Genomic DNA, 22,298 nt, shown 5'->3' with positions numbered 1-22,298 from the left:
GCAACCGGCTTGGTGACGTGGCGCACGCAGTGCGTCACTCAGCCAGCTTAAACCTTACCCGCTCCCCTTATGCAAATTCGTGCGCTAGATCAACAAAGCCAGGCCGAACAGATGCTCGTCAATGTCGAGCGCCTGTCCAAGTGCTTCCGTATCTACGACAAACCGGCAGATCGGTTGCGGCAATCGCTCGCGGCACGCTTCAAGGTGCCGGGTCGCACAACCCGGCAGTATGGCCGGGATTTCTGGGCACTCCACGACGTTTCGTTCTCGGTAAAGCGCGGCGAAACCATCGGCATCATCGGCAGAAATGGCTCGGGCAAGTCGACACTACTGCAAATGATCGCCGGCACGCTCTCGCCAAGCGAAGGCTCCGTGGCCGTGAACGGGCGCATTTCCGCGCTGCTCGAACTGGGTGCGGGCTTTAACCCGGAATTCAGCGGTCGCGAGAACGTCATGCTTTCCGCTCGCATCATGGGCGTATCACCTGAGGAAATTCGCGCGCGATTCGACGATATTGAAGCCTTTGCCGACATTGGTGAATTCATCGACCAGCCGGTCAAAACCTATTCATCGGGAATGTATGTCCGGCTTGCATTCGCGGTAGCCATCCATGTCTCACCGGACATTCTGGTTGTCGACGAAGCGCTCGCTGTCGGTGACACCGCGTTCCAGACGAAATGTCTAACCCGTATCCGGCAGCTTCAAAAAAGCGGTACGACGATCCTGCTCGTTACGCATTCGACAAATACCCTCGTCGAGTATTGCGACCGGGCCATCTACCTGAAGCGCGGCAGACTGATCAAGGACGGCGCATGTAGGGACGTCGTCAAGCTATACGCTAACGACCTGGTGGACGAAGAAGGCGGCCGCGCGATCGACATTCCGCTGCCTGACGATGCCGCCAGCGAGACGGTTCAGGAGAAAGACGTAATGGGAGTGGTGTCGGACAAAACCTCGATTCTCGACGTGAAAATCACCGATGAAACCGGCAAGGACCGCACGACCTTTTCGTTTGGCGATCCGTTCCGGGTAACCGTCTCGATTCGCGTCTCCCAGCCGAACCGGCACCCGTGCTTTGGCCTGCAGATCAAAAGTGTCGACGACATCGTATTGTGGAGTGCAACGACTCAGAACATGAATCTGGAATTGGATCCGCTCGAGTCGGGCACTTATCATTTCACCTGGGCATTGCGCGCCAACTTTTCCGGCAATCGATACGTCCTCGCGATCGGCGTAGGCGACATCGAGTCGGGTGAGTACAAGCGCCATGCGCGCCTGCCCTACGGGGGCCACATCGATGTCCTCCCGCAAAGCAATAGTGGCTCAGGCTGGCTAGCGCCTTGCCCCGAATTCGAGTTCAAACCATGAACCAGATCATTACGTCCCCCTCCCGTCACATCAAAATCGTGGCGCTCGGGTACTACGGCGCCCCCAATGTGGGCGACGAACTGCTGCTTACCGTTCTGGCACGCTGGGTCAAGGAGCGTGACGGCGAGCTCGTCGCGCTTAGCATCAACCCCGAGTACACGCGCCAGCATCACGGTATCGATGCAGTCGAATTCTTCAATCTCGGCGACATCGGCCGCGCGCTTTCGGATGCGGATCTGCTCGTGTTTGGCGGCGGCGGTATCTTTCAGGACCACCACCCTTTTCACGTCGAGGCACTGTACGATCCGACACAAAACGACATTGCTGCATACGCACGCATTTTTTACATGGCACGCCAGTTCGGCGTTCGCACCGCGATCTGGGCCCATGGGGTCGGTCCACTGACCAATCCCGCCGCGCGCGAGATTGTCAAGGACATCTTCACGCTAGTCGATCATGCCTCGTTGCGCGACAGCGATTCGCTGGCTCTCTTGCAATCAATCGGTGTGCAGAGGGACATCCCTGTCGGCGCGGATCCCGGATGGGCATTCGTCGCCATGCCTCAGCCGGACATCCCGTCGGCCGCCGAACTGGCGCCTTTGACCGGCAAGAAGAAGCTCGCCGTTATCGTGCGTCCATGGGAATTCAACCGTGGATGGGAAGAAAAGCTCATCGCTGCGCTACGACAGACGCTCGACGCAAGTTGGTCAATCGTCTGGATAGGATTTCAGTGGAGTGAGGGAACACGCGAAAGCGCTACGGACCGTTGTTTTGTCGAAGAGTTACAGCGGGCCACGGCGGACGTCGTTCAAAGCGTGATCGTCGACAGACTGGAACCTGAACAAGCCTTCGCTATCGTCAAGGAATGCGACGCAGTATTCTCGATGCGGTTGCATGGAAGTATCCTCGCGATCGGTGGGTCGATCCCTGTGGCCGCCCTTGAGTACGACAATAAGATGTCGCTGGCGCATGACATGGCAGGCCTGCCTGCCACCATGAGACTGCAATTGACCGACGACGAGGCGCGGTTCGCTAGCGTGCTGCGTTCTTTGACTGGCACAGACGGAACCGCGTGGACCATTGCACAGGCGAAGCTCAATACGCTCGCGGCCTCGACGCGTGTCCACGCCGCAATCCTCGACGACGCGTTTGCTACGGCGCGCGCGCGCGCCACTGCGCCCGGACGCTGGCATAGCGACCAGTTCGACTGGATGAGCGCGTGGCTCCAGCAGGCAATCTGGCAGAGGGATGGTTCGCAGCGCATCAATCAGAAAGCGCATGATCTGCTGCACTACCGGGATGTACAGCTAGCCGAAAGCGCGGCCCACGTCGCGCGGCTCGACGGCGAGCTTGCCGAAAGCGCGGCCCACGTCGCGCGGCTCGACGGCGAGCTTACCCAAGCCTCCAACGAACTAGCCCGTGCCGCCGACAGGCTGGTCACGCTCGAAGAATCGGTCAAGCGTCTGGAACAGGCGCGAATCGAGCTTGAACAACAGGCGGAACGTGAACGCGCAGAACACACAGCGGCCCGTGATGCCGAGCGGGAAAGGCACGCCCAGCAGGAGCAGGCATTCCGACAAATTATCGCCGATCATCCGCGGCTATTCGCTCTGTTCAACGTGCGCCAGCCTGGCACACTGGATGAGGCTCCGATCAAAACTCAACCTTCTTTACACACGGTTATGCTTTTCCGCAGGTATCTCAGCGCACCCCGTGCCTATATGAGCCGCGCCGCCTACATCCTTCGAAACGGCGGTGTTCGCGCACTGGTTTCAGCGGCCCGACGCCACTACCATGTCCAGCAGGCAATGCATGCCACGCCTGCGCTCCCCGCCGCCACTGACGCGAATGGCCACACGGACGAGCGGCATCTGTGGTTCCAGGCAGCGGCGAGACTTCAGCGCGCGGAACTGATTATCATCGCGCCGCACCGATACGACTGGGGCGGCGCGGGACACCGGTATGCCCAGCTTGCCACCACAGCGCTCGGCGCCGGCCACCGGGTCATCTACCTGGACGCGTCGCATACAGGGTCGTCCGCGCTACCCGTAACGGGTGTTCCCGGTCTGATCCACGAATCCATCGATTCCGCAACCGTTGAGGGCGTCTTCGGCCATGCGTCGGAGTTCGCGAAGCTGATCATCGGCGTACCGGACTCACGCGCCCTGCCGTTTTTTGAGTACGCGAAGAATCGGGGCGTCGAAACGATTTTCGACGTGGCCTATGACTGGAGCCGGACTAGGGCGCCAGGACACGTCCCCTTCGGCACCTTCGTCAGCGAGGCCGACCGCTGCACCGTAGCGACGCCGGCGCTCGCCGGCATCATCGATACGGCAGCACACGCCGTGGTCGAAAAGCTGCCGGGTGCAGCCGCTCACTCCATCTTCGACGCCTACAAGAAGTACGAAGGGCCCACTGGATTCGATGAGAAGAAACGCCGCATCGCGCTGTTCTATTCGGTCAACGGACTGGCATCACTTGACTGGGCCCTCCTCAAGCGGATTGCAGAACAAAACCTCGAGGTGATGTTCTATCTGATTGCAGACGGCCAGCTTCCGGCGGATTTACCTGCCAATATCGTGCTGCTCGGTAGCCGCCACGTCACCGAAGTGCCAGCGTATATTGCTTACGCCGACTTCCTGTATTTCCCTCTCGTCCCGGAAGCGCTTCTCGACTCCGACAGCATGACAGGCGTCTATGCCGGATTGCATCAACGCAAACATGTGGTGAGTTCTCTCAATTTCGGCCTGCCTGTCTCGTCTGGGTTACATGTATGCGAAGATGCGCAATCATTCGCTGACCAATGCACAGCTCTCGCCCGCTCAGATGCCACCACATTTGTCGACGACAGTTTCATCGCAAACAATAGTTGGCTTGGCCGTCTCGAACAGCTCTGTCCGCCCGTGCCACGTCATGACGTCAGTGTCGTGATCCTGATCCACAATAACGCCAGAATCATCGCGCGGTGCCTCGAAACACTTTTGACGCATTGCGCTCCGTATATGTCGGAGGTCGTTGTCGTCGACAACGCTAGTTCAGATGGCGGCGCAGAGATAGTCGAAAGCCAGTTTCCGCAGGTAAAACTGGTACGGAATCCCCAGAACGGCTGCTCGTCCGGTCGTAATCTCGGCGTCCAGCACAGCAAGGGAAAATACATCGCGTTTTTCGACAGTGATCAGTGGTTCGTCGGTTCTTCAGGCTTCGCCGAAGCGCTGCACGTACTCGAGCACGATGCGAGCATCGGTGTAATCGGGTGGAATGCCGGCTGGTTTGACGCGACGCGCACCGACCTAGGAGGCATGATCGCCGACTATTGTCCGAACCGGGCGATGAACGCAGCGGCGATCCGCGACGGCTACCGCGCCGACATTGGCTTTCTGGGCACGAGTGGTTTCTTCATGCGCCGTTGCACATTCGAGGCCACGCATGGATTCGACACCTTCTACGACCCGACCTGTTTCGAGGACACTGATTTGTGCTTCCAGATCAAGGCGCTCAGAATGAAGGTCACGTACCGGGATCTGTCTGGGATTCGCCACCAGCCTCATCAGACGACGGGGGCTAATACGGGTAGCGAAGCGTATCAAGCGTTGTTCCTGCGAAACGCCAACTACTTCAAGGAGAAGTGGCGTGACTATTCTCAGTTCTACCTCGATTACACCAGCTAAGCAGGACCCCCATGCCGAAAACCATATTGTGCGCGGTGGGCACGCGTCCGGAGGCCATCAAGATGGCTCCCGTTATCCGGGCATTGCAAGCATATGCCGAATTTGACGTACGGGTGCTCGCCACGGCCCAGCATCGCGGCATGCTCGACCAGATCTTTGCATGCTTCGATATAAGGCCCGACATCGATCTCGACGTCATGCGTCCAAATCAGTCGCTGGCGAGCTTGACTGCACGCCTGCTGAATGACATTGACGCTGTCCTCGTCAACGAAAAGCCAGCCTTGGTGCTGGCGCAGGGCGACACGACGACCGTCATGACCGTTGCCCTCGCGTGCTTTTATCGGCATATTCCGTTCGGCCACGTCGAAGCGGGTCTACGTACCGGCGATCTCAATAACCCGTTCCCTGAGGAGATGAACCGGATCGTCGCGGGACGTCTCGCCAGTCTGCATTTCTCGCCCACAGTAAGCGCACGCGACAATCTGCTGCGCGAACATATCCCGCAAGACACGATTTGGGTGACAGGAAATACCGTAATTGATGCGTTGCGATCGGTAGCAGACACGCGCCCTGCCCTCGCAGTCGCGCTCGACGATACCAAGCGTCTAATCCTTGTCACCGCACATCGTCGCGAGAATTTCGGTGCCCCACTTGAAAACATCTGCCGTGCGATCCTGCAGCTTGTCGACGACAACGACGACATCCAGGTGCTTTTTCCCGTTCATCCGAACCCGCACGTTCAGCAGACCGTACGTGCATTTCTGCAGGGCCACTCGCGAATCGTTCTCTGCGAGCCCCTCGACTACATTCCCTTCGTCGCAGCCATGCAGCGTGCTTATCTGATACTTAGCGATTCCGGTGGTGTACAGGAGGAAGCGCCGGCGTTGGGCAAACCCGTGCTGGTGCTACGCAAGGAAACAGAACGCCCGGAGGCGGTAGACGCAGGCGTCGTGAAACTGGTCGGCACTGCGACGGCGGATATCGTTGGCTTGGCGCAAAGGCTGCTCGACGATGCCGATGCGTACCGCGCGGTTGCGCGCGGTGTGTCGCCGTATGGCGATGGAGCAGCGGCGCAACGCATTGTCGATGTCGTGCTGGCGCGCTTGGGATGATCAAGCAGCTTGTCTACCTATCGCCGCTGCCATGGGCGAGTTTTGCACAACGTCCTCATAAGTTCGTCGAATGGTTTCATGCTTCAACGGCAGGCCGCGTGCTATGGGTCGATCCTTATCCCACGCGTTTACCTACACTTCGAGATCTGAAACGACCGTCGAGCAACAGCGGCAGCGCGCAATCCTCTCTCCCACCCTGGCTTGAGGTCGTTCAGCTACGCTGCCTGCCGATCGAGCCACTACCCGGCAGCACACTCATCAATCGTCTCAGATGGCGTAGCCTTGCGGCGCGGACCGCTCGCTTGTGCGCCGCCAACCCGACCTTGCTGGCAATCGGTAAACCCTCAGCGCTCGCGCTTGACCTGCTGAGATCGACCCATCCGGCTCGATCCGTCTACGACAGCATGGACGACTTTCCGTCCTTCTACACAGGTGTGTCGCGAGCAGCACTTGCAAGAACCGAGGAGAAGATCGCGCGCGAGGTTAGCCAGATTCTCGTTTCGTCGTCCGCGATTCAAGCCCGCTGGATGAATATCCGGCCCGACGCCAAACTGGTATATAACGGCCTCGACCCCGCCGTACTGCCGGCTGCGCGCAGCGCGTCTACGGCAGGCGCGGGAGGGCATGTCATCGGCTATCTCGGCACGATGGGCGCATGGTTCAACTGGCGCTGGCTCGTTGCGCTGGCGGAGAGTCGCCCGGCAGATACGGTACGGCTGATCGGCCCGATGTTCGTTCACCCGCCTGGCCCGCTACCGCCCAATGTTCAGGTATTGCCACCGCTCGGGCACGCCGCTGCGCTCAAGGCCATGTCCGAATTTGATATTGGCCTGATCCCGTTTATCCGCAACCAGCTCACCGACGGCGTCGACCCGATCAAGTACTACGAGTACCGGGCATTGGGTCTCCCCGTAATTTCGACACACTTCGGAGAAATGGCATTGCGCGGCGATGAACCGGGCACGTTTTTATCGGATGAGCCGAAAAAACTGAGTAAAGTCGTCGATGCTGCGCTCCAGTATCGGATGAGCAGCGAAGACACCGACCAGTTCAGGACCGCCAACAGTTGGACTGCACGATTCGCCAGCGCGGGCATGCTCCAGTGAGTTTATCAGACAAGCATCCTGACTCGCGCGAAAGGACCTCGCATCGCTGCAGAGGTCCGTGCGGCAAAGCTGCCATGAAACAAGAAGGCCACCATTCCAACCGCTCACTTTCATGAAATCAGATCCGAACAGCCGTGTTCAGCGCTTCGGCGTCGCCGTAGTCGGTGTCAGTATTCTCTTGTGTGCGCTCGCATACTTCGGATTTCTGTATGTATCGATTTGGCATTACACAATGGACGATTCGTACATATCGTTCCGTTATTCGCGGAACATGATCGATGGATACGGTCTGCGCTTCAACCCGACTGACGCGCTTCCAACCGAAGGATTCACAAGCATTCTGTGGTTGATAGCGATGGCGCCTGCATTTCTGGCAAAGGTGCCGGCGGACGCGTTCGCGAAGGTGATCAACTTGTGTTTTGTGCTGGTTACAGCCCTCTTTATCGGATTCTGCATTGCCAAGGCCACAGAAAAGAGAAAGCACGCATACCTGGGAATCCTATTCCCGTTGGTCGGCGCAAGCGCGTATTTATGCTTCTTTCCGGTTTCGATCCTGTCTGTTTCAGGGATGGAAACCGCACTGTCGGCGCTGTTGGTAACGCTCGGCGCATACCAGGTTCTACGTTTTGAAGATGGCGTAAGACTATCTTCGGCCGGGGTGTTTGCGACAACACTCCTTGCCATGAGTCTGGTGCGTCCTGATCTGAGTCTCTTAGCTGTCGCCATGCTTTTGACAGTTTTTTTTACTACCTCCCGAAGCGAGGACAAGCGACTATTGATCCGCAGCGGACTGTGCTACGTTTTAGCAGGGACATTGTATTTTGGCTGGCGGTGGTGGTATTTTTCCAGCTTTCTACCGTTACCTTTTTACATTAAGGCAGCCGGTTCAGGTCTTCACGGGGTCGACAGTGTCTTGGGATTCCTGAAAGAGCCGCTCGTAGCATTGACCGTTGCTCTCTCGTTGATAGCGACAGGCAAATGCCGCGGGCTCTTTCTTGGTGCCTTGGCCTACATGCTGTTCTTCACAAAGCCGGAGCACCTCATGGGAGAAGGCCACAGATTTCTGATGCCGATTCTCCCGATCCTAATCGTTGTTGGGCTGAGTACAGCAAGTAAAACGCTGAACAAAAATACCTACAAGGTTGCTGCCGCCGCTCCCGCTTTGCTTACCCTTCTCATGATCGGAAGTGCGATGTCGATCGATCCTGGCGAGATGACATTTCTTAACGCTTACGCCAAGGCTTTGAAATCGACGTACGGTGCGATTGGCGAAACGCTGAAGAATGAGAGTCGCAGTGGTGTTGTCGCCGTGAGTTCGGTCGGGTTGATCTCATACACATCGAACTGGTCCGTTATCGATATGTTCGGCCTGTGCAATGCAACCATAGCAAAGCATCCTGATGAGAGGCTGGATGTCACGTTCCGCTCCGAACCAAATTACATCATTCTGGTGTCATCCAGACGTGAAAGATACACCCCCTATGTTTCGCAACATCGTAGCGATTTCAATCAGAAAATATTCGACACCGCTATCGAAAAAGACTATCACGTCACACAGATTTCCGAATTTTTGCCGGGGTTTTACCTATTCGTTTTAAAGCGATAGCCTCTAGCCTGCCGACTTCGTTGGTGGGCCTCCACCTGCCCACTGCGACATCGGGAGCAGCGACCTCAATGGCAACTACCGCGTCTCGACTAGTGGACTGTCCTCCGCGGAGACAAAATACACGTGAACTGATCGCGTTCGTCGTGACAAAAACGACGTGAAACGATGACAATTCGCGCGCGACGTTACTGCAAACCTGACTAACGACTCAGGAGTCCGAACCGACCGCGCAAACCATCTATAACTGGGTGGGTGCGACACGAAGTCGCTTGTGGAAGTTGTTTCCACGGCAACGGAGGGAACTCGCCGTGTCACCGGCGGAATCTAGGAGTCTGAATCAAGAGCGACTCTGACAACGCAGCGAAACACCGTCAGGTGTGGGGTACTAATCGTGAGAGGCATACCCTTCTGGCAGCCACAGGCTGGATGAGCGCTAGATAGTCGGTATGGTGAAGATATCTGAACCTGCGATAAAGATCGTAATGTAGAACAAGCGGAAGTGTCAAATGAGCGCTGCAACACAGGCGCGTGCACCTTCTGGCGTGACGTGGGACGGCATCAACTGGGCCAAGGTCCAACGGCAGGTAAGAGGGCTGCAGACGCGTATTGTGAAGGCGGCACAGGCTGGCCGCCACAACAAGGTGAAAGCCTTGCAATGGCTGCTGACCCACTCGTTCAGCGGCAAGGCATTAGCCGTGAAGCGGGTGACTGAAAACAAAGGCAGGAACACCCCCGGGGTGGACAAGGTAACGTGGAAAACACCGGGGGCAAAGACCAACGCGATTGCGTCGTTGAAGAGGCGGGGTTACTCGCCCCTCCCACTTCGGAGAGTTTTTACGCCGTCACACCGGCTCACTATATTGGCTTCGCTGAACGCAGGCATGCATGCCCCTGCCAGGTAATCTATCACTTGCGGAGGTTCACATGGCACCTCTATCGAACCAGCAGTTCACGGCTCACGTCGGCATTGACTGGGCAGATACCAAAGCAACGCGTAGCTGTATCGCAGTTATTCGCCATTTAACTGCGATACAAGTTTTATAGCTGCCTTCGGGCGGCTTTTTCGTTTACGGTCCTGACTCTCGAGCAAACACGCGAAGAGAAACAAACACTGTCGGTCGAGGCGAATATTCCCCGCCACATGCACGACAAGATCATCACAAAGCCGCCGCAACACCTTGATTTATAAAACAGAAATCGTGTTTTTATGACACCACCTATTGCGGAAGTGCTTATCCAGCCATTTCAGCGCACATCTTCAACGCGACGCGCCAGTCAGGCGCCCTGACGCCGAAGGTCTCAAAGAGTTTGTCGTTCGAGAGACACGAGTTTTCGGGGCGCCGCGCTTTCGCATTGTATGAACGCGCTGAAATCGGCTCGACCTTCGGCTGGGACGGCAACGGCCATAGACGAAAAATCTCTTGCGCGAATTCGAACCAGGATGCCTTGCCCTGATTGGTCAAATGATAGATGCCCGAGCGATCATCGGGCGTCCGGTCACGGACCGGCTCCGCGGCTACAACTTGTGACAACACATTCGCCGTCAGCTCCGCGATGCTTCGGCTCCAGGTTGGCGCGCCGTACTGATCCGCAACGATGCTCAACTCTGGACGCTGTGCAGCAAGTCTCAACATGGTGCGCAGAAAGTTTGCCCCGCGCAGCCCGTATACCCAACTCGTCCGGAAGATAAGGTGCTTGCAACCGGAAGCCGCAATGGCATGCTCGCCATCGGCCTTTGTTTGCCCGTAGACGTTCAGCGGGCACACCACATCGCCTTCGACATACGAGTCTCGTTTCGTACCGTCAAACACATAGTCAGTCGAATAATGAACCAGCCATGCATTCAATCGCCGCGCTTCTGCTGCCAGCAATCGAGGGCCCTCGGCATTGAGCAAACGCGCCTGTTCGGCCTCGTCTTCGGCTTGATCAACCGACGTATAGGCTGCGGCATTCACAATGACGTGCGGCGCGATTGAGCGTACGACTTCCTTCACGCGCGCCGCGTCGGCCAGATCGAGCGCCGCGCGATCGAGCGCAACGATATGCCCAAGGCCCTGTAACGTCCGTACCAGCTCAAAACCAACCTGTCCGTTTATGCCCGTGACGAGAATTGTCGGTTGATCCCTATTCATGCCTGTCTCAATCAAATGGTTTTAATCGAACAACTCGGCTTCCGCAAGCCGCTTTGCGCCTGCATCTTTTGCCGCCAGCGCCGGCTCCCCGTCGATCGGCCATTCAATACCAATCTCTGGATCGTTCCAGAGGAGACTCCTTTCGTACTCGGGAAACCAATAATCGGTTGTTTTATAAAGAAACTGTGCTGATTCCGACACCACCACAAATCCATGCGCAAAACCGGGCGGCACCCATAGTTGCCGATGGTTATCGGCAGACAACGTCACACCGACCCACTTGCCAAAATTCGGTGAGCTCTTGCGAATATCCACCGCGACGTCGAACACTTCCCCTTCGACCACGCGTACGAGTTTCCCTTGCAAATGCTGGATCTGATAGTGCAGACCACGCAGCACGCCCTTCGCTGAACGGGAATGGTTGTCCTGCACAAACTCGACGTTGGCGGCGACATGCTCGCCAAATTCACGCCCATTGAAGCTTTCGAAGAAAAAACCACGCGCGTCGCCGAACACCTTCGGCTCGATGATCTTGACTTCAGGGAGTGCCGTAGCAGTTACTTGGATTGCCATGCGACCTGGTCCGTAAGAATATTTTTCAGATACTGTCCGTAGGCGTTCTTCGCAAGCGGTTTGGCGAGCGTCAGCAGTTGCTCTGCGTCAATCCAGGCCTGACGGTAGGCAATCTCTTCCGGACACGCGACCACCAGACCCTGGCGCTTTTGCAGGGTCGCGATAAACGTAGCCGCTTCGATCAGCGAATCATGCGTCCCCGTGTCGAGCCACGCATAGCCACGGCCCATGATTTCGACATTGAGCGCGGCATTGGCCAGATAACGCGAGTTCACGTCGGTGATTTCGAGCTCACCGCGCGGCGACGGCTTGATGTCCGCCGCGATATCGCAGACCTGCTTGTCGTAGAAGTACAAGCCGGTAACCGCGTAGTTCGAGCGCGGCTTGACCGGCTTCTCTTCGATCGACAGCGCGCGGAACTGCTTGTCGAATTCGACGACGCCGTAACGCTCCGGATCTTGCACGTGATAAGCAAAGACGGTAGCGCCTTCGTCTTTCTGGTCAGCGCGCTCCAACTGCTTCGCGAGATCGTGACCGTAGAAGATGTTGTCGCCGAGAATCAGCGTCGATGGATCATTGCCCACAAAGTCGCGGCCGATGATGAACGCCTGCGCGAGACCGTCCGGTGAAGGCTGAACCGCGTACTGAATGTTCATGCCCCACTGACTGCCGTCGCCGAGCATGGCCTCGAAACGCGGCGTGTCTTGCGGCGTGGAGATGATCAGTACGTCACGAATACCCGCCACCATCAGCGTGGACAGCGGGTAGTAGATCATCGGTTTGTCGTAGACCGGCAGCAACTGCTTGGAGACGACGTGCGTAATCGGATACAGGCGCGTGCCTGACCCACCCGCGAGAATAATGCCTTTGCGCGCCATTGCCGTGCCCTTACGCGCGCTGCGCGTAGTTGGTCTCAACCCACTTCCGATACTCACCCGAAGCGACTTCGTCAGACCACGCCTGATTGTCCAGATACCACTGAACCGTCTTGGCGAGGCCGGTCTCGAACGTCTCTGCCGGCTTCCAGCCGAGTTCGCGCTCGAGTTTGCGGGCGTCGATCGCATAACGGCGGTCGTGGCCGGGGCGATCCTTCACGTAGGTGATCTGGTCGCGATACGAGGCACCCGCCTTCGGATGCAATTGGTCGAGCAGGTCGCACAGCGTATGCACGACGTCGAGGTTTTTCTTTTCGTTCCAGCCGCCAATGTTGTACGTCTCACCCGGCGTGCCGCGCGCGAGCACTTCGCGGATCGCGCTGCAATGGTCGCCGACATACAACCAGTCGCGCACGTTCTGACCGTCGCCATATACCGGCAGTGCCTTGCCGCCGAGCGCGTTGGCGATCATCAGCGGAATCAGCTTCTCGGGGAACTGGTACGGACCATAGTTATTCGAGCAGTTCGTGGTGAGCATCGGCAGGCCATACGTATGATAGTAGGCGCGCACCAGATGGTCGGAACCCGCCTTGGTGGCCGAATAGGGGCTATTCGGCGCGTACGGAGTGGTTTCGGAGAACTGCGGATCGGTAGCGGACAGCGAGCCGAATACTTCGTCGGTCGAGACGTGCAGGAAACGGAACGCGGCCTTGTCGGCCTCGCCGAGCGCATTCCAGTACTGACGGGTGGCTTCGAGCAGCGTGAAAGTGCCAACCACGTTGGTCTGCACAAAATCGGCCGGGCCGTGAATCGAACGATCCACATGGCTTTCAGCGGCGAAGTGCAGCACGGCACGCGGCTTGTGGTCAGCGAAGAGCGCGTCGAGCGCGACGCGATCGCAGATATCGGCGCGGATGAAGAGATGATGAGGATTGCCCTGTTGTGACTTGAGCGTACCCAGATTGCCGGCGTAGGTCAGTTTGTCTACGTTCAGTACCGCTTCGTCCGACGTACCGAGCCAGTCGAGCACGAAATTGGCGCCGATAAAGCCCGCACCGCCCGTTACCAGAATCATGAAATTTCCTTCTAGATGACAGTGGCGGATCAACTCGGCCTGCTGATCCGCTCACCTCGCGTTGTGGTGTTCACTATGTGTCGACGCCCGCGGCAACCCCTGCCCCTCGCGGACAGGCGCTGAAACGCCGATCTTATTAAGCCCCGATTATAAAGCCGCGTCGGTCAAAACCCGAACCCTAACAACTTGAAACAGCTTGATAAAACCGGTTGGCTGTAAGTTGGGAGCAAGACAATTGGGCATAAGCGCCACAAATTTTCCCTACGCCGCCAACATCCAGCGCAGCGTATCCATAAACGAAATCGCCTCGACCTTCGGCACCAGCGAGCGCAGCTTGGCCGGCGACCCGGCCAGCATCTTCACATCGGTTTGACGCACAAAAGCCGGATTGACCTGAATCTCGATCTCATGCCCGGTCAGATCGCTCGCCGCCGACAGAATCTCCCGCAGCGTATAAGGCGTGCCGGTGCAGACATTAACCGTTTCGGCAGCGGCCTCCGATTCGAGCAAAGCCTCATAGGCGCTCGCCACATACCGCACGTCCGAAAAATCACGCGCCACGTCGATATTGCCGAGTTCAATAGCCGGTTCACGCCGTGCAAAATGCTCGACGATCTTGGGCACAAGAAAGTTCGATGCCTGCCCGCGGCCGGTGTAGTTGAACGGCCGCACGATCAGGATGGGCAGCCGGTCGAACCAGGTCCGCACCATCGTTTCCATCGCCGCCTTGCTGGCGGCGTAGTGGTTCACCGGCGTGACCGGGAAGGTTTCGTCGATGGCGTCGCTTGTGACATTGCCGTAAACATTCGCGCTGCTTGCGATCAACAGCTTGCGGGGCGTATGGCCGATGGCCGCGCAGGCTTCCAGCAGATTCAGCGTGCCGATCACGTTGACGCGGTAAAAGTCGAGCGGATCGTTATGACCCACGAAGCTGATCGCCGCCAGATGCACAATGTAATCGGGCCGTACCGTTTCGATCACGCGCCGGCATGCATCCGGCGACGTAATGTCGAGCCTGAGGCGCGTCGGCGTTTCAGGCTCGTTGCGCCCGGCCACCGTTTCGATCACGGTATGGCCGCGGCCGAGCAGGTTGTCGACCAGATAGCGGCCAGTGAAGCCACTCGCCCCGGTGACGAGCGTGCGGATAGGTTGCTGGGCATGAAAAGACGACATGCTTTCTCCGTTCACGAGGGTCATCAGATTTGCTCCAGATTTTCAATCTCACACAAACATATGATATTGTGTGAAGCATGGACATTAAGCGTGCATACCGATTCCGGTTCTACCCTACGCCCGAGCAAGAAGCGATTCTTGCCAGGACGTTTGGGTGCGCGCGTTTTGCCTATAACCACATGCTTCGGTTGCGTACCGATGCGTGGTATCAGCGGCAGGAACGAGTCGGATATCACGAAACCTCCGCAGCGCTCACGGCGCTCAAGAAAACACCCGAGCACGCATGGCTGAACGAAGTCAGTTCGGTTCCGGTGCAGCAGGCCTTGCGCCACTTGCAAACGGCATTTGCGAACTTTTTCGCCAAGCGCGCGAAGTATCCGAATTTCAGGCGCAAGGACGGCGCGCAGTCTGCCGAGTACACGACGAGCGCTTTCAAGTGGGATGGTGCGTCATTGAAACTCGCGAAGATGGATGCGCCTCTTGCGATTCGATGGTCACGCACTATCCCGAAGGGAGCGAAGGTAACGACCGCCACGGTGTCGAAAGACGCATCGGGCAGATACCATGTCTCGATGCTGTGCGATGACGCAGTAAGCGCGAAGCCTGAGGTATCCGGCAAAGTTGGCATCGACTTGGGTCTGACGCACTTCGCCATCCTTTCTACCGGCGAGAAGATCGCGGCCCCTAACACGTTCCGAAAGAACGAGGCTAGGCTCGCCAAGCTGCAACGGCGACTAGCGAAGAAGCAAAAGGGTTCCGCCAATCGCATGAAGGCGAAGCTCAAAGTTGCACGAATGCATGCCAGAACGGCAGATTCCCGAAGGGACTTCCTGCACAAACTTTCGAGCCGGCTGATAAACGAAAACCAAGTGATCGCCATCGAAAGCCTTGCCGTCAGCAACATGCAGAAGAACCGTTGCCTTGCAAAGTCGATCAGCGACGCAAGCTGGTCCGAGTTCACCCGGCAACTAGAGTACAAAGCGCAGTGGTACGGACGCACGTTGGTCGGCATCGACAAGTGGTACCCGTCAAGCAAACGATGCAGCGATTGCGGACATACAGCGGTCAAGATACCGCTGAATATCCGCGCATGGACCTGCCCGGAATGCGGCAGCGTCCATGATCGCGACATCAACGCTGCGCGCAATGTTTTGGCCGCCGGACTGGCGGCGTCAGCCCATGGAGAAAGCGTAAGTCCCATGTCTCTTTGAGATGAAGTTGGGTTGCCGTCTGTGAAGTGGGAATCCCCTTCCTTTAGGGAGGGGAGCAGTCAACCTGTTGTGGTGCAATATTGCGCGCACCAGCGGCGGCGCTCCTGACAACGCCCCCGCCAGTCCCGGTTGCTGGCGGCTCCTGACGGCGTATGCCGCGATATCCCGGCCTCAAACGGGCTATTATGTCACGCTAACATGTTGCACCGCCCAACGCGGCACGCCTTGTTCGTAACTGCGTGTATCGAACTGCACCGACTTCTCGATGACATCCTCCACCGCTTCCGCCGCCGCTGCTGCTTCTGCTGCTTCTGCTGCTTCTGCTGCTTCTGCTGCTTCTGCTGCTTCTGCTGCTTCTGCTGCTTCTGCTGCTTCTGCTGCTTCTGCTGCTTCTGCCGCTTTTACCGCCGCATCTGCTGTCGTCAAGCAACCGCACCCGCTACCTCTCGCCTTCGGCGACCTGCAAGGCTGCCGCACGTCGTTCCAGCAGTTGCTGGCCAAGGCCGCGCCGCCTGAAGACACACCGCTGTGGTTCGCGGGCGACCTGATCAACCGCGGGTCCGAGTCGCTCGCCACGCTGCGCGACATCATTGCGCTGGGCGACCGCGCGGTGCCGGTGCTGGGTAATCACGACCTGCATCTGCTGTCGGTGTCGGCGGGAATTCGCAAATCGAAGAAAGGCGACACGATCGACGACATTCTCGCCGCGCCCGATGCCGCGGATCTGCTCGAATGGGTCCGCCATCGTCCGCTCGCGCATTTCGACAAGGGCATGCTGATGGTGCATGCGGGCGTACTGCCGCAATGGGACGCCGCCCTGACGATGGAGCTCGCCGACGAACTGCAGCGGGCGCTGCGCGCGCCGAACTGGAAAGAAACGCTCGCGGGGCTCTACGGCAACGAGCCGAATCGCTGGACGCCCGGCATCAAGGGCATCGAGCGGCTGCGCCTGACGTGCAGCGCATTGACGCGCATCCGCTTCTGCAATGCCGAAGGCGAGATGGATTTCAGCAGCAGCGGCGGCCTGAATTCCGCGCCGCCGGGCAGCATGCCGTGGTTCGACGTGCCGTCGCGCAAGACTGCGGACGTCACCGTGGTGTTCGGCCATTGGGCCGCGCTCGGTTTGACCTTGCGCGACAATCTGATCGGCCTGGATTCCGGCTGCGTATGGGGTGAAAAACTCTCCGCCGTGCGTCTTGCGCAAAATCCCGCAGAGCGCACGCTAACCCAGGTCGACTGCGAGACTTGCCGCGTGCCAGGCGGCGGCGACTAAGCCGATTCCTTAGGCCGATTCCTTAGGCCGATTCCTTAGGCCGACCGGCCGGACTGATCGACCGGCTCGATCAGCGTCGGCGAGGCGTTGGAGGCGTCAAAAGCACTGGGCGATGAAATCGACGCCGCGATCGCAGCACCGGACCTCGTCATGCCACGCTGCATCTCCCGCAACGCCATCCCAATCACCCCTTCCGCCTCCGCCGCCAGCGTGCGCCGATCCGCACCCGGCGCAAGCGGCGCACCGACATACACATGCGCGGTCAACGGCCCGCCGCGCAACAGCATGTTCAGCGAATCAGCTAGTGTCACATCGTCGATATACGCAGGCGCGGTGGATTGCCGGCCCTGCGAATCTTCATACATGATGCACAGCGGCTGCACCGGCACCGAGGCCGACACGGCGGCCTGGAACATATTGGCGTGAAACGGCAGCAGCGTCAGACCGTTCGACGTCGTCCCTTCAGGAAACACGCACATCAGTTCGCCCGCGCTCAGGCGGTCGGACAGTTCGTGCATGATCCGCTTCGCATCGCTGCGCTTCTCGCGCTGGATGAACACCGTGTCCAATTGCTGCGCCAGCCAGCCGACCACCGGCCAGTTGCGGATCTCGGCCTTCGAGACGAACGGCGTGGGCCGCCACGCATTGATCACGTAGATGTCGATCCACGAGATGTGATTGGCGACCACCAGCGCGCCACGGTCGAGCCGCGCGCTATCGTTATGCACGACGAGCTGCATGCCGCATAAGCGCAGCATTTTCAGCGACCATTCGCGATTCAGCGTGTGACGTGCTTCGGCGCCAGCCTTGGGAAAGCGCGTCGCGACGATCCACATGCCGTGCAGCAGATGCGCGATGAGACAGGCCTTGCGTAACGCGAGCTTCATTGTCGGAGCTTTCCGTAACTGGGCAATGACGCGGATATTAGCGCTGTTCGAACGCGACGTGACCGGACACAATCGTCGCCCGCACGCGCGCCGGCAGTTCATAGCCGAGGAACGGCGTGTTGTGCCCCTGGCTCTTCAACGCACGCGGCTCGACGCGCCAAAACGCATTGCGGTCGAACACGCAGAGATCGGCGACGGCGCCCACGGCGATGCGGCCCGCCGCGTCCAGCTTCAGCACGTCGGCCGGCGCCGTGGTGATGCGGTTCAGCGCCTTGGCCAACGGCACGCGCGCTTCGTCGGCCCACTTGACCGTGAGCGACAAAAACAGCTCGAGACCCGTCGCGCCCGGCGTGGCTTCGGCGAACGGCAGAAGCTTCTCGTCGTCGTCGACCGGCGTGTGGTCGGAGCAGATCGCGTCGATCGTGCCGTCGACGAGACCCGCACGGATCGCCTCGCGATCGCGCTGCTGGCGCAACGGCGGATCGAGCCGGAATTGCGCGTCGAAATAGCCGATGTCGAGGTCGATCAGATGCACATGGTTCACGGTGACGTCGCACGACACTGGCAAGCCTTCGGCCTTGGCCGCGCGCATCAACTCGATGCCCGCCGCCGACGACACGTGCGACAGATGCACTCGTGCCCCCGTCACGCGGACCAGTTCGAAGATCGTGTGCAGCGCGATCGTCTCAGCCGACACCGGTACGCCCGACAGCCCAAGCCGCGACGCCAGCGCGCCGCTCGCGGCCACGCCGCCCTTGCCAAGATACGCATCGACCGGACGCAGCCACACGGTGTAACCGTAGGTCTTCGCGTACTGCAACGCGCGCATCAAGACCTGCGTGTCGACCACCGGCACGTCGGCCTGCGAAAAGCCGATACAGCCCGCCTCGGTCAGCTCGACCATCTCGGTGATGACCTGGCCTTTCAGGCCGACGGTCAACGCGCCGAGCGGATACACATGCGCCTGGTTCAGATTGCGCGCGCGGAACTTGAGCATCTCGACGAGGCCCGGTTCATCGAGCGTCGGATCGGTGTCCGGCGGACACACGAGACTCGTCACGCCGCCCGCGAGCGCCGCGGCCATTTCGGATTCGAGCGTCGCCTTGTGTTCGTAGCCCGGTTCGCGCAAGCGCGCGGACAGGTCGACGAGGCCCGGCGCGATCGACAAGCCTTTGGCGTCGATCGTCTTCTCTGCGTGGAAATCAGCGGGCGCGTTGCCAATGGCGACGATCTTGCCCGCTTCGATAAAAACGTCCTGCTGCTGTTCGGTGCCCGCTGCCGGATCGATCAGCGTGCCGCCTTGAATATGAATCTTCATGCGCTGCCTTATGTTTAGCCCGGCGGTTTAACCAGGCGTTCAGCTAAGTTGTGCGTGACTTGACGCGTGCTCGTTGTGTGCCGTGGCGCCCTGGACGCGCTTTGAGCTGGTTAAGCTCGTTGCGTCGTGGCGCGAGTCAGTTGCGAGTTCAATCGTGATTGCCCACGACGATCCCCATCACCGCCATGCGCACCGCGATGCCGAACGTGACCTGGTTCAGAATCACCGATTGCGGGCCGTCGGCCACCTGCGAATCGATTTCGACGCCACGATTCATCGGCCCCGGGTGCATCACGATCGCATCGGGCTTGGCAAGCGCAAGGCGCTCCGGCGTCAAACCCCAGCTCTTGAAGTACTCCTGCGCCGACGGCAGCAGCGCACCGCTCATTCGCTCGTTTTGCAGACGCAACATAATGATCACGTCGACGTCTTTCAGGCCTTCGTCGAGGTTATGGAAGACGCGCACACCCATCTGTTCCAGACCGCCCGGCAGCAGCGTGCGCGGACCGATCGCGCGCACTTCCGGCACGCCGAGCGTGGTCAGCGCATGAATGTCCGAACGCGCGACCCGCGAATGCAGAATGTCGCCGACGATCGCCACGCGCAGATTCGTGAAATCCTTCTTGTAGTGGCGGATCGTGTACATGTCGAGCAGACCCTGGGTCGGGTGTGCATGACGGCCGTCGCCGGCATTGATCACATGCACGTGCGGCGCGCAGTGCTGGGCGATCAGGTACGGCGCGCCGCTCGATGCATGACGCACGACGAACATATCGGCATGCATCGCCGAGAGGTTGTTGATCGTGTCGAGCAGCGACTCACCCTTGCTCGTCGACGAAGCATTGATGTTCAGATTCAGCACGTCCGCCGACAAACGCGTCGCGGCGATCTCGAAGGTCGTGCGCGTGCGCGTCGAGTTCTCGAAGAACAGGTTGAACACGGACTTGCCGCGCAACAGCGGCACCTTCTTCACTTCGCGATCGGTCACGCTGACGAACTGGTCGGCGGTATCGAGAATGTGATTGACGATCGCCTTCGGCAAGCCTTCGATCGACAACAGATGTTTGAGCTCGCCGTTTTTCGTGAGCTGCGGATTGCCCCTCAGGAAGCCATAACGGAAGCGCTCGGTGGCGCTGTCGGCTGAATCCTGGGGGCCTTGGGTGGCGGTGTTCATGGTGTACCTGCTTGTTGCTCAATGCGGCTCAATGCGCAAAGCCGCGTTCAATCGACGCGGGCTTCGGTGTGAAAGGTGAAACGCTGATTGCCGTCGGCCCCGCTCTCTTCGCGGGTCAGCACGAGCGTGGCCTCGGCGGGCACTTGCACCACGCCGCCGACGAACCGCGCCGCCACTGGCAGCTCGCGTCCACCGCGATCGGCGAGCACCGCCAGTTCGACCGACGCCGGACGGCCGTAGTCGTACAGCTCGTTCAGCGCCGCGCGAACCGTGCGACCGGTGTACAGCACGTCGTCCACCAGCACGATGTGGCGCTTGTCCACGGAAAACGGCAGCGAGGTCGGACTCGCCTGCGAGTGCAAGCCCTTCTTGGCGTAATCGTCGCGATGCAGCGCGACATTCACCACGCCGAAATTCGGCACGCGGAGATCGCGCGCAAGGCGTTCGGCAAGCCACGCGCCGCCGCTGTAGATACCGGCCAGCACGGCGCCGTCCGCACTGTCTTGCCCGGCGCCGAGCCTGTCACCGTAAACGGCACGAATCTGCTCGAGCAAGGCGCTATAGAGCGCTTCGGCGTCAATGGAACTCATGATCGTCGGGAAGTCCGTCTAGATATTGCTGGAGGATGATGCTGGCGGCTTCGGCGTCGAGCATGTCGGCGCGGCCGTTGCCGGCGCGGATTTCCGCCTTCGCCTCGACCGACGAATAGCGCTCGTCGATCCACGTCACCGGCAGATTGAAGCGGCCGTTCAGCTGATTGCCGAAGCGCTTCGCGAGTTGGGTCATTTCGTGCGGCGTGCCGTCCGGGTGCATGGGCAAGCCGACCACCAGCGCGTCCGGCTTCCACTCGGCGATCAGCTTGCCGATCGCCTCGAAACGATATTCGCGGCTGCGGTTCTGCACGATCACGAGCGCCCGTGCGCTGCGGGTGAGCGAATTGCCCACCGCCACGCCGATCCGCTTTTCACCATAGTCGAACGCAAGCAGCGTCGCCTCACGTCCGGCCGGCGGACTCATGCGTCACCTTTCATGCGTGACCTGCTTCGCCCGACAGCATTGACAGCGAAATGCCGAGCAGCGCGAGCGCCGCTTCGAGGCGCTCTTCGGCAGGCACGTCGAAAACGATTTTCGGGTCGGCTTCAACGGTGAGCCAGCCATTCTTCGAAATCTCTTCTTCAAGCTGACCCGCGCCCCAGCCGGCGTGGCCGAGCGTGAGCAGGAAGCGTTCCGGGCCGGTGCCGCTCGCGACGGCTTCGAGCACGTCTTTCGAAGTGGTCATCTCGAGCCCGCCCGGCACCGACATTGACGACGTATACGCATTGCCGTCTTTCGGATCGTGCAGCACGAAGCCGCGCTCGGTTTGCACCGGGCCGCCGAAATACACCGGCACATGGAGAAGGGGTTCGATCTCGAGCTTGAGATCGATGCGACTAAAGAGCGCTTCCAGGTCGATATCGGTCGGCCGGTTGATCACGAGGCCGAGCGCACCGCGCTCACTGTGATCGCAAAGGTAGACCACCGTTCCTGAAAACGTGGGGTCCGCCATGTTCGGCATGGCGATCAGGAACTGGTTGGTCAGATTGATGCGATCGGTACTCTTGGACATAGTTAGGATTTTAGCAAAGACGGTGCAGGATGGCGGGCTTTGAGCGCGGGACCGCGATGTGCGCGATGAACTGCGCCGCGAGCCATCGACGGCGAATCAAGTTGCACTCTATCACGCACGCAGGCCTTGTCCACGGTGCGG

20 protein-coding genes are annotated in these 22,298 nt (G+C 59.3%); 8 read left to right on the top strand and 12 right to left on the bottom strand.

Going from position 1 to position 22,298, the window contains the following annotated elements; translation table 11 throughout:
• The first annotated feature begins 69 nt into the window (after positions 1-69).
• The 6 genes from P3T22_RS11070 to P3T22_RS11045 all read left to right on the top strand — a co-directional run bounded on the left by P3T22_RS11070 (position 70) and on the right by P3T22_RS11045 (position 9,762).
• On the top strand, positions 70-1,368 hold the full coding sequence (locus tag P3T22_RS11070) for an ABC transporter ATP-binding protein (protein WP_429324970.1): 1,299 nt from the start codon (positions 70-72) through the stop codon (positions 1,366-1,368).
• Positions 1,365-5,036, top strand: coding sequence for a polysaccharide pyruvyl transferase family protein (locus P3T22_RS11065; RefSeq protein WP_429324969.1), 3,672 nt, complete (start codon positions 1,365-1,367; stop codon positions 5,034-5,036). Before P3T22_RS11070 ends, P3T22_RS11065 begins: the two co-directional genes overlap by 4 nt.
• Positions 5,037-5,047: 11 nt before the next feature.
• Positions 5,048-6,148 carry a non-hydrolyzing UDP-N-acetylglucosamine 2-epimerase gene (wecB, locus tag P3T22_RS11060; protein ID WP_429324968.1) on the top strand — a complete coding sequence of 367 codons (1,101 nt, stop codon included), beginning with the start codon at positions 5,048-5,050 and terminating at the stop codon, positions 6,146-6,148.
• Positions 6,145-7,254: a glycosyl transferase gene (locus P3T22_RS11055; protein ID WP_429324967.1), complete on the top strand. Its 1,110-nt coding sequence runs from the start codon at positions 6,145-6,147 to the stop codon at positions 7,252-7,254. Before wecB ends, P3T22_RS11055 begins: the two co-directional genes overlap by 4 nt.
• A gap of 112 nt (positions 7,255-7,366) precedes the next feature.
• The gene (locus P3T22_RS11050; RefSeq protein ID WP_429324966.1) at positions 7,367-8,860 is read left to right on the top strand and encodes a hypothetical protein; all 1,494 of its coding nucleotides are present in this window, start codon (positions 7,367-7,369) and stop codon (positions 8,858-8,860) included.
• A gap of 506 nt (positions 8,861-9,366) precedes the next feature.
• Positions 9,367-9,762: a reverse transcriptase N-terminal domain-containing protein gene (locus P3T22_RS11045; RefSeq protein ID WP_429324965.1), complete on the top strand. Its 396-nt coding sequence runs from the start codon at positions 9,367-9,369 to the stop codon at positions 9,760-9,762.
• 330 nt (positions 9,763-10,092) lie between these two features.
• On the opposite strand, the gene rfbD is transcribed toward P3T22_RS11045, so the two are convergent.
• From rfbD to P3T22_RS11020, 5 genes are all read right to left on the bottom strand, one after another.
• Positions 10,093-10,992 (bottom strand): dTDP-4-dehydrorhamnose reductase, encoded by a 900-nt coding sequence (gene rfbD, locus P3T22_RS11040; protein WP_429324964.1) that lies wholly within the window; start codon positions 10,990-10,992, stop codon positions 10,093-10,095.
• 21 nt (positions 10,993-11,013) lie between these two features.
• Positions 11,014-11,565: a dTDP-4-dehydrorhamnose 3,5-epimerase gene (gene rfbC / locus P3T22_RS11035; protein ID WP_429324963.1), complete on the bottom strand. Its 552-nt coding sequence runs from the start codon at positions 11,563-11,565 to the stop codon at positions 11,014-11,016.
• Positions 11,550-12,443: a glucose-1-phosphate thymidylyltransferase RfbA gene (gene rfbA / locus P3T22_RS11030; RefSeq protein WP_429325100.1), complete on the bottom strand. Its 894-nt coding sequence runs from the start codon at positions 12,441-12,443 to the stop codon at positions 11,550-11,552. The genes rfbC and rfbA overlap by 16 nt, the downstream gene beginning before the upstream one ends.
• Positions 12,444-12,453: 10 nt before the next feature.
• Complete coding sequence (rfbB, locus tag P3T22_RS11025) at positions 12,454-13,515, bottom strand: dTDP-glucose 4,6-dehydratase (RefSeq protein WP_429324962.1); 1,062 nt, start codon at positions 13,513-13,515, stop codon at positions 12,454-12,456.
• Between the two features lie 261 nt (positions 13,516-13,776).
• Positions 13,777-14,688: a GDP-mannose 4,6-dehydratase gene (locus P3T22_RS11020; protein WP_429324961.1), complete on the bottom strand. Its 912-nt coding sequence runs from the start codon at positions 14,686-14,688 to the stop codon at positions 13,777-13,779.
• Positions 14,689-14,765: 77 nt separating this feature from the next.
• Between P3T22_RS11020 and tnpB the strand changes: the two genes are divergently transcribed.
• The gene (gene tnpB / locus P3T22_RS11015) at positions 14,766-15,899 is read left to right on the top strand and encodes an IS200/IS605 family element RNA-guided endonuclease TnpB (RefSeq protein WP_429324960.1); all 1,134 of its coding nucleotides are present in this window, start codon (positions 14,766-14,768) and stop codon (positions 15,897-15,899) included.
• Positions 15,900-16,082: 183 nt separating this feature from the next.
• Here tnpB and P3T22_RS11010 read toward each other — a convergent pair whose 3' ends face one another.
• Positions 16,083-16,325 carry a hypothetical protein gene (locus tag P3T22_RS11010; protein ID WP_429325110.1) on the bottom strand — a complete coding sequence of 81 codons (243 nt, stop codon included), beginning with the start codon at positions 16,323-16,325 and terminating at the stop codon, positions 16,083-16,085.
• 34 nt (positions 16,326-16,359) lie between these two features.
• Here P3T22_RS11010 and P3T22_RS11005 point away from each other — a divergent pair, with 34 nt between their 5' ends.
• Positions 16,360-17,172: a symmetrical bis(5'-nucleosyl)-tetraphosphatase gene (locus P3T22_RS11005; protein WP_429325099.1), complete on the top strand. Its 813-nt coding sequence runs from the start codon at positions 16,360-16,362 to the stop codon at positions 17,170-17,172.
• A 35-nt stretch (positions 17,173-17,207) separates the two neighbouring features.
• Here the strand turns inward: P3T22_RS11005 and P3T22_RS11000 are convergent, their stop codons facing one another.
• From P3T22_RS11000 to P3T22_RS10975, 6 genes are all read right to left on the bottom strand, one after another.
• Positions 17,208-18,059, bottom strand: a complete 852-nt coding sequence (locus P3T22_RS11000; RefSeq protein ID WP_429324959.1) for a lysophospholipid acyltransferase family protein — start codon at positions 18,057-18,059, stop codon at positions 17,208-17,210.
• A gap of 37 nt (positions 18,060-18,096) precedes the next feature.
• On the bottom strand, positions 18,097-19,377 hold the full coding sequence (locus P3T22_RS10995) for a dihydroorotase (RefSeq protein WP_429324958.1): 1,281 nt from the start codon (positions 19,375-19,377) through the stop codon (positions 18,097-18,099).
• 148 nt (positions 19,378-19,525) lie between these two features.
• Positions 19,526-20,551 carry an aspartate carbamoyltransferase catalytic subunit gene (locus P3T22_RS10990; protein ID WP_063494930.1) on the bottom strand — a complete coding sequence of 342 codons (1,026 nt, stop codon included), beginning with the start codon at positions 20,549-20,551 and terminating at the stop codon, positions 19,526-19,528.
• 47 nt (positions 20,552-20,598) lie between these two features.
• Positions 20,599-21,141: a bifunctional pyr operon transcriptional regulator/uracil phosphoribosyltransferase PyrR gene (gene pyrR, locus P3T22_RS10985; RefSeq protein WP_063494929.1), complete on the bottom strand. Its 543-nt coding sequence runs from the start codon at positions 21,139-21,141 to the stop codon at positions 20,599-20,601.
• Positions 21,128-21,568: a Holliday junction resolvase RuvX gene (ruvX, locus tag P3T22_RS10980; RefSeq protein WP_063494928.1), complete on the bottom strand. Its 441-nt coding sequence runs from the start codon at positions 21,566-21,568 to the stop codon at positions 21,128-21,130. The genes pyrR and ruvX overlap by 14 nt, the downstream gene beginning before the upstream one ends.
• Before the next feature lie 10 nt (positions 21,569-21,578).
• Positions 21,579-22,157 carry a YqgE/AlgH family protein gene (locus tag P3T22_RS10975; protein WP_042327851.1) on the bottom strand — a complete coding sequence of 193 codons (579 nt, stop codon included), beginning with the start codon at positions 22,155-22,157 and terminating at the stop codon, positions 21,579-21,581.
• Positions 22,158-22,298: the final 141 nt, after the last annotated feature.

Origin of the sequence: Paraburkholderia sp. GAS348 (genome assembly GCF_050434205.1) — a bacterium.
Classification (GTDB): domain Bacteria; phylum Pseudomonadota; class Gammaproteobacteria; order Burkholderiales; family Burkholderiaceae; genus Paraburkholderia.
Note: the sequence above shows the minus strand (reverse complement) of the source record. Positions and strands in the feature narration are given on the sequence as shown.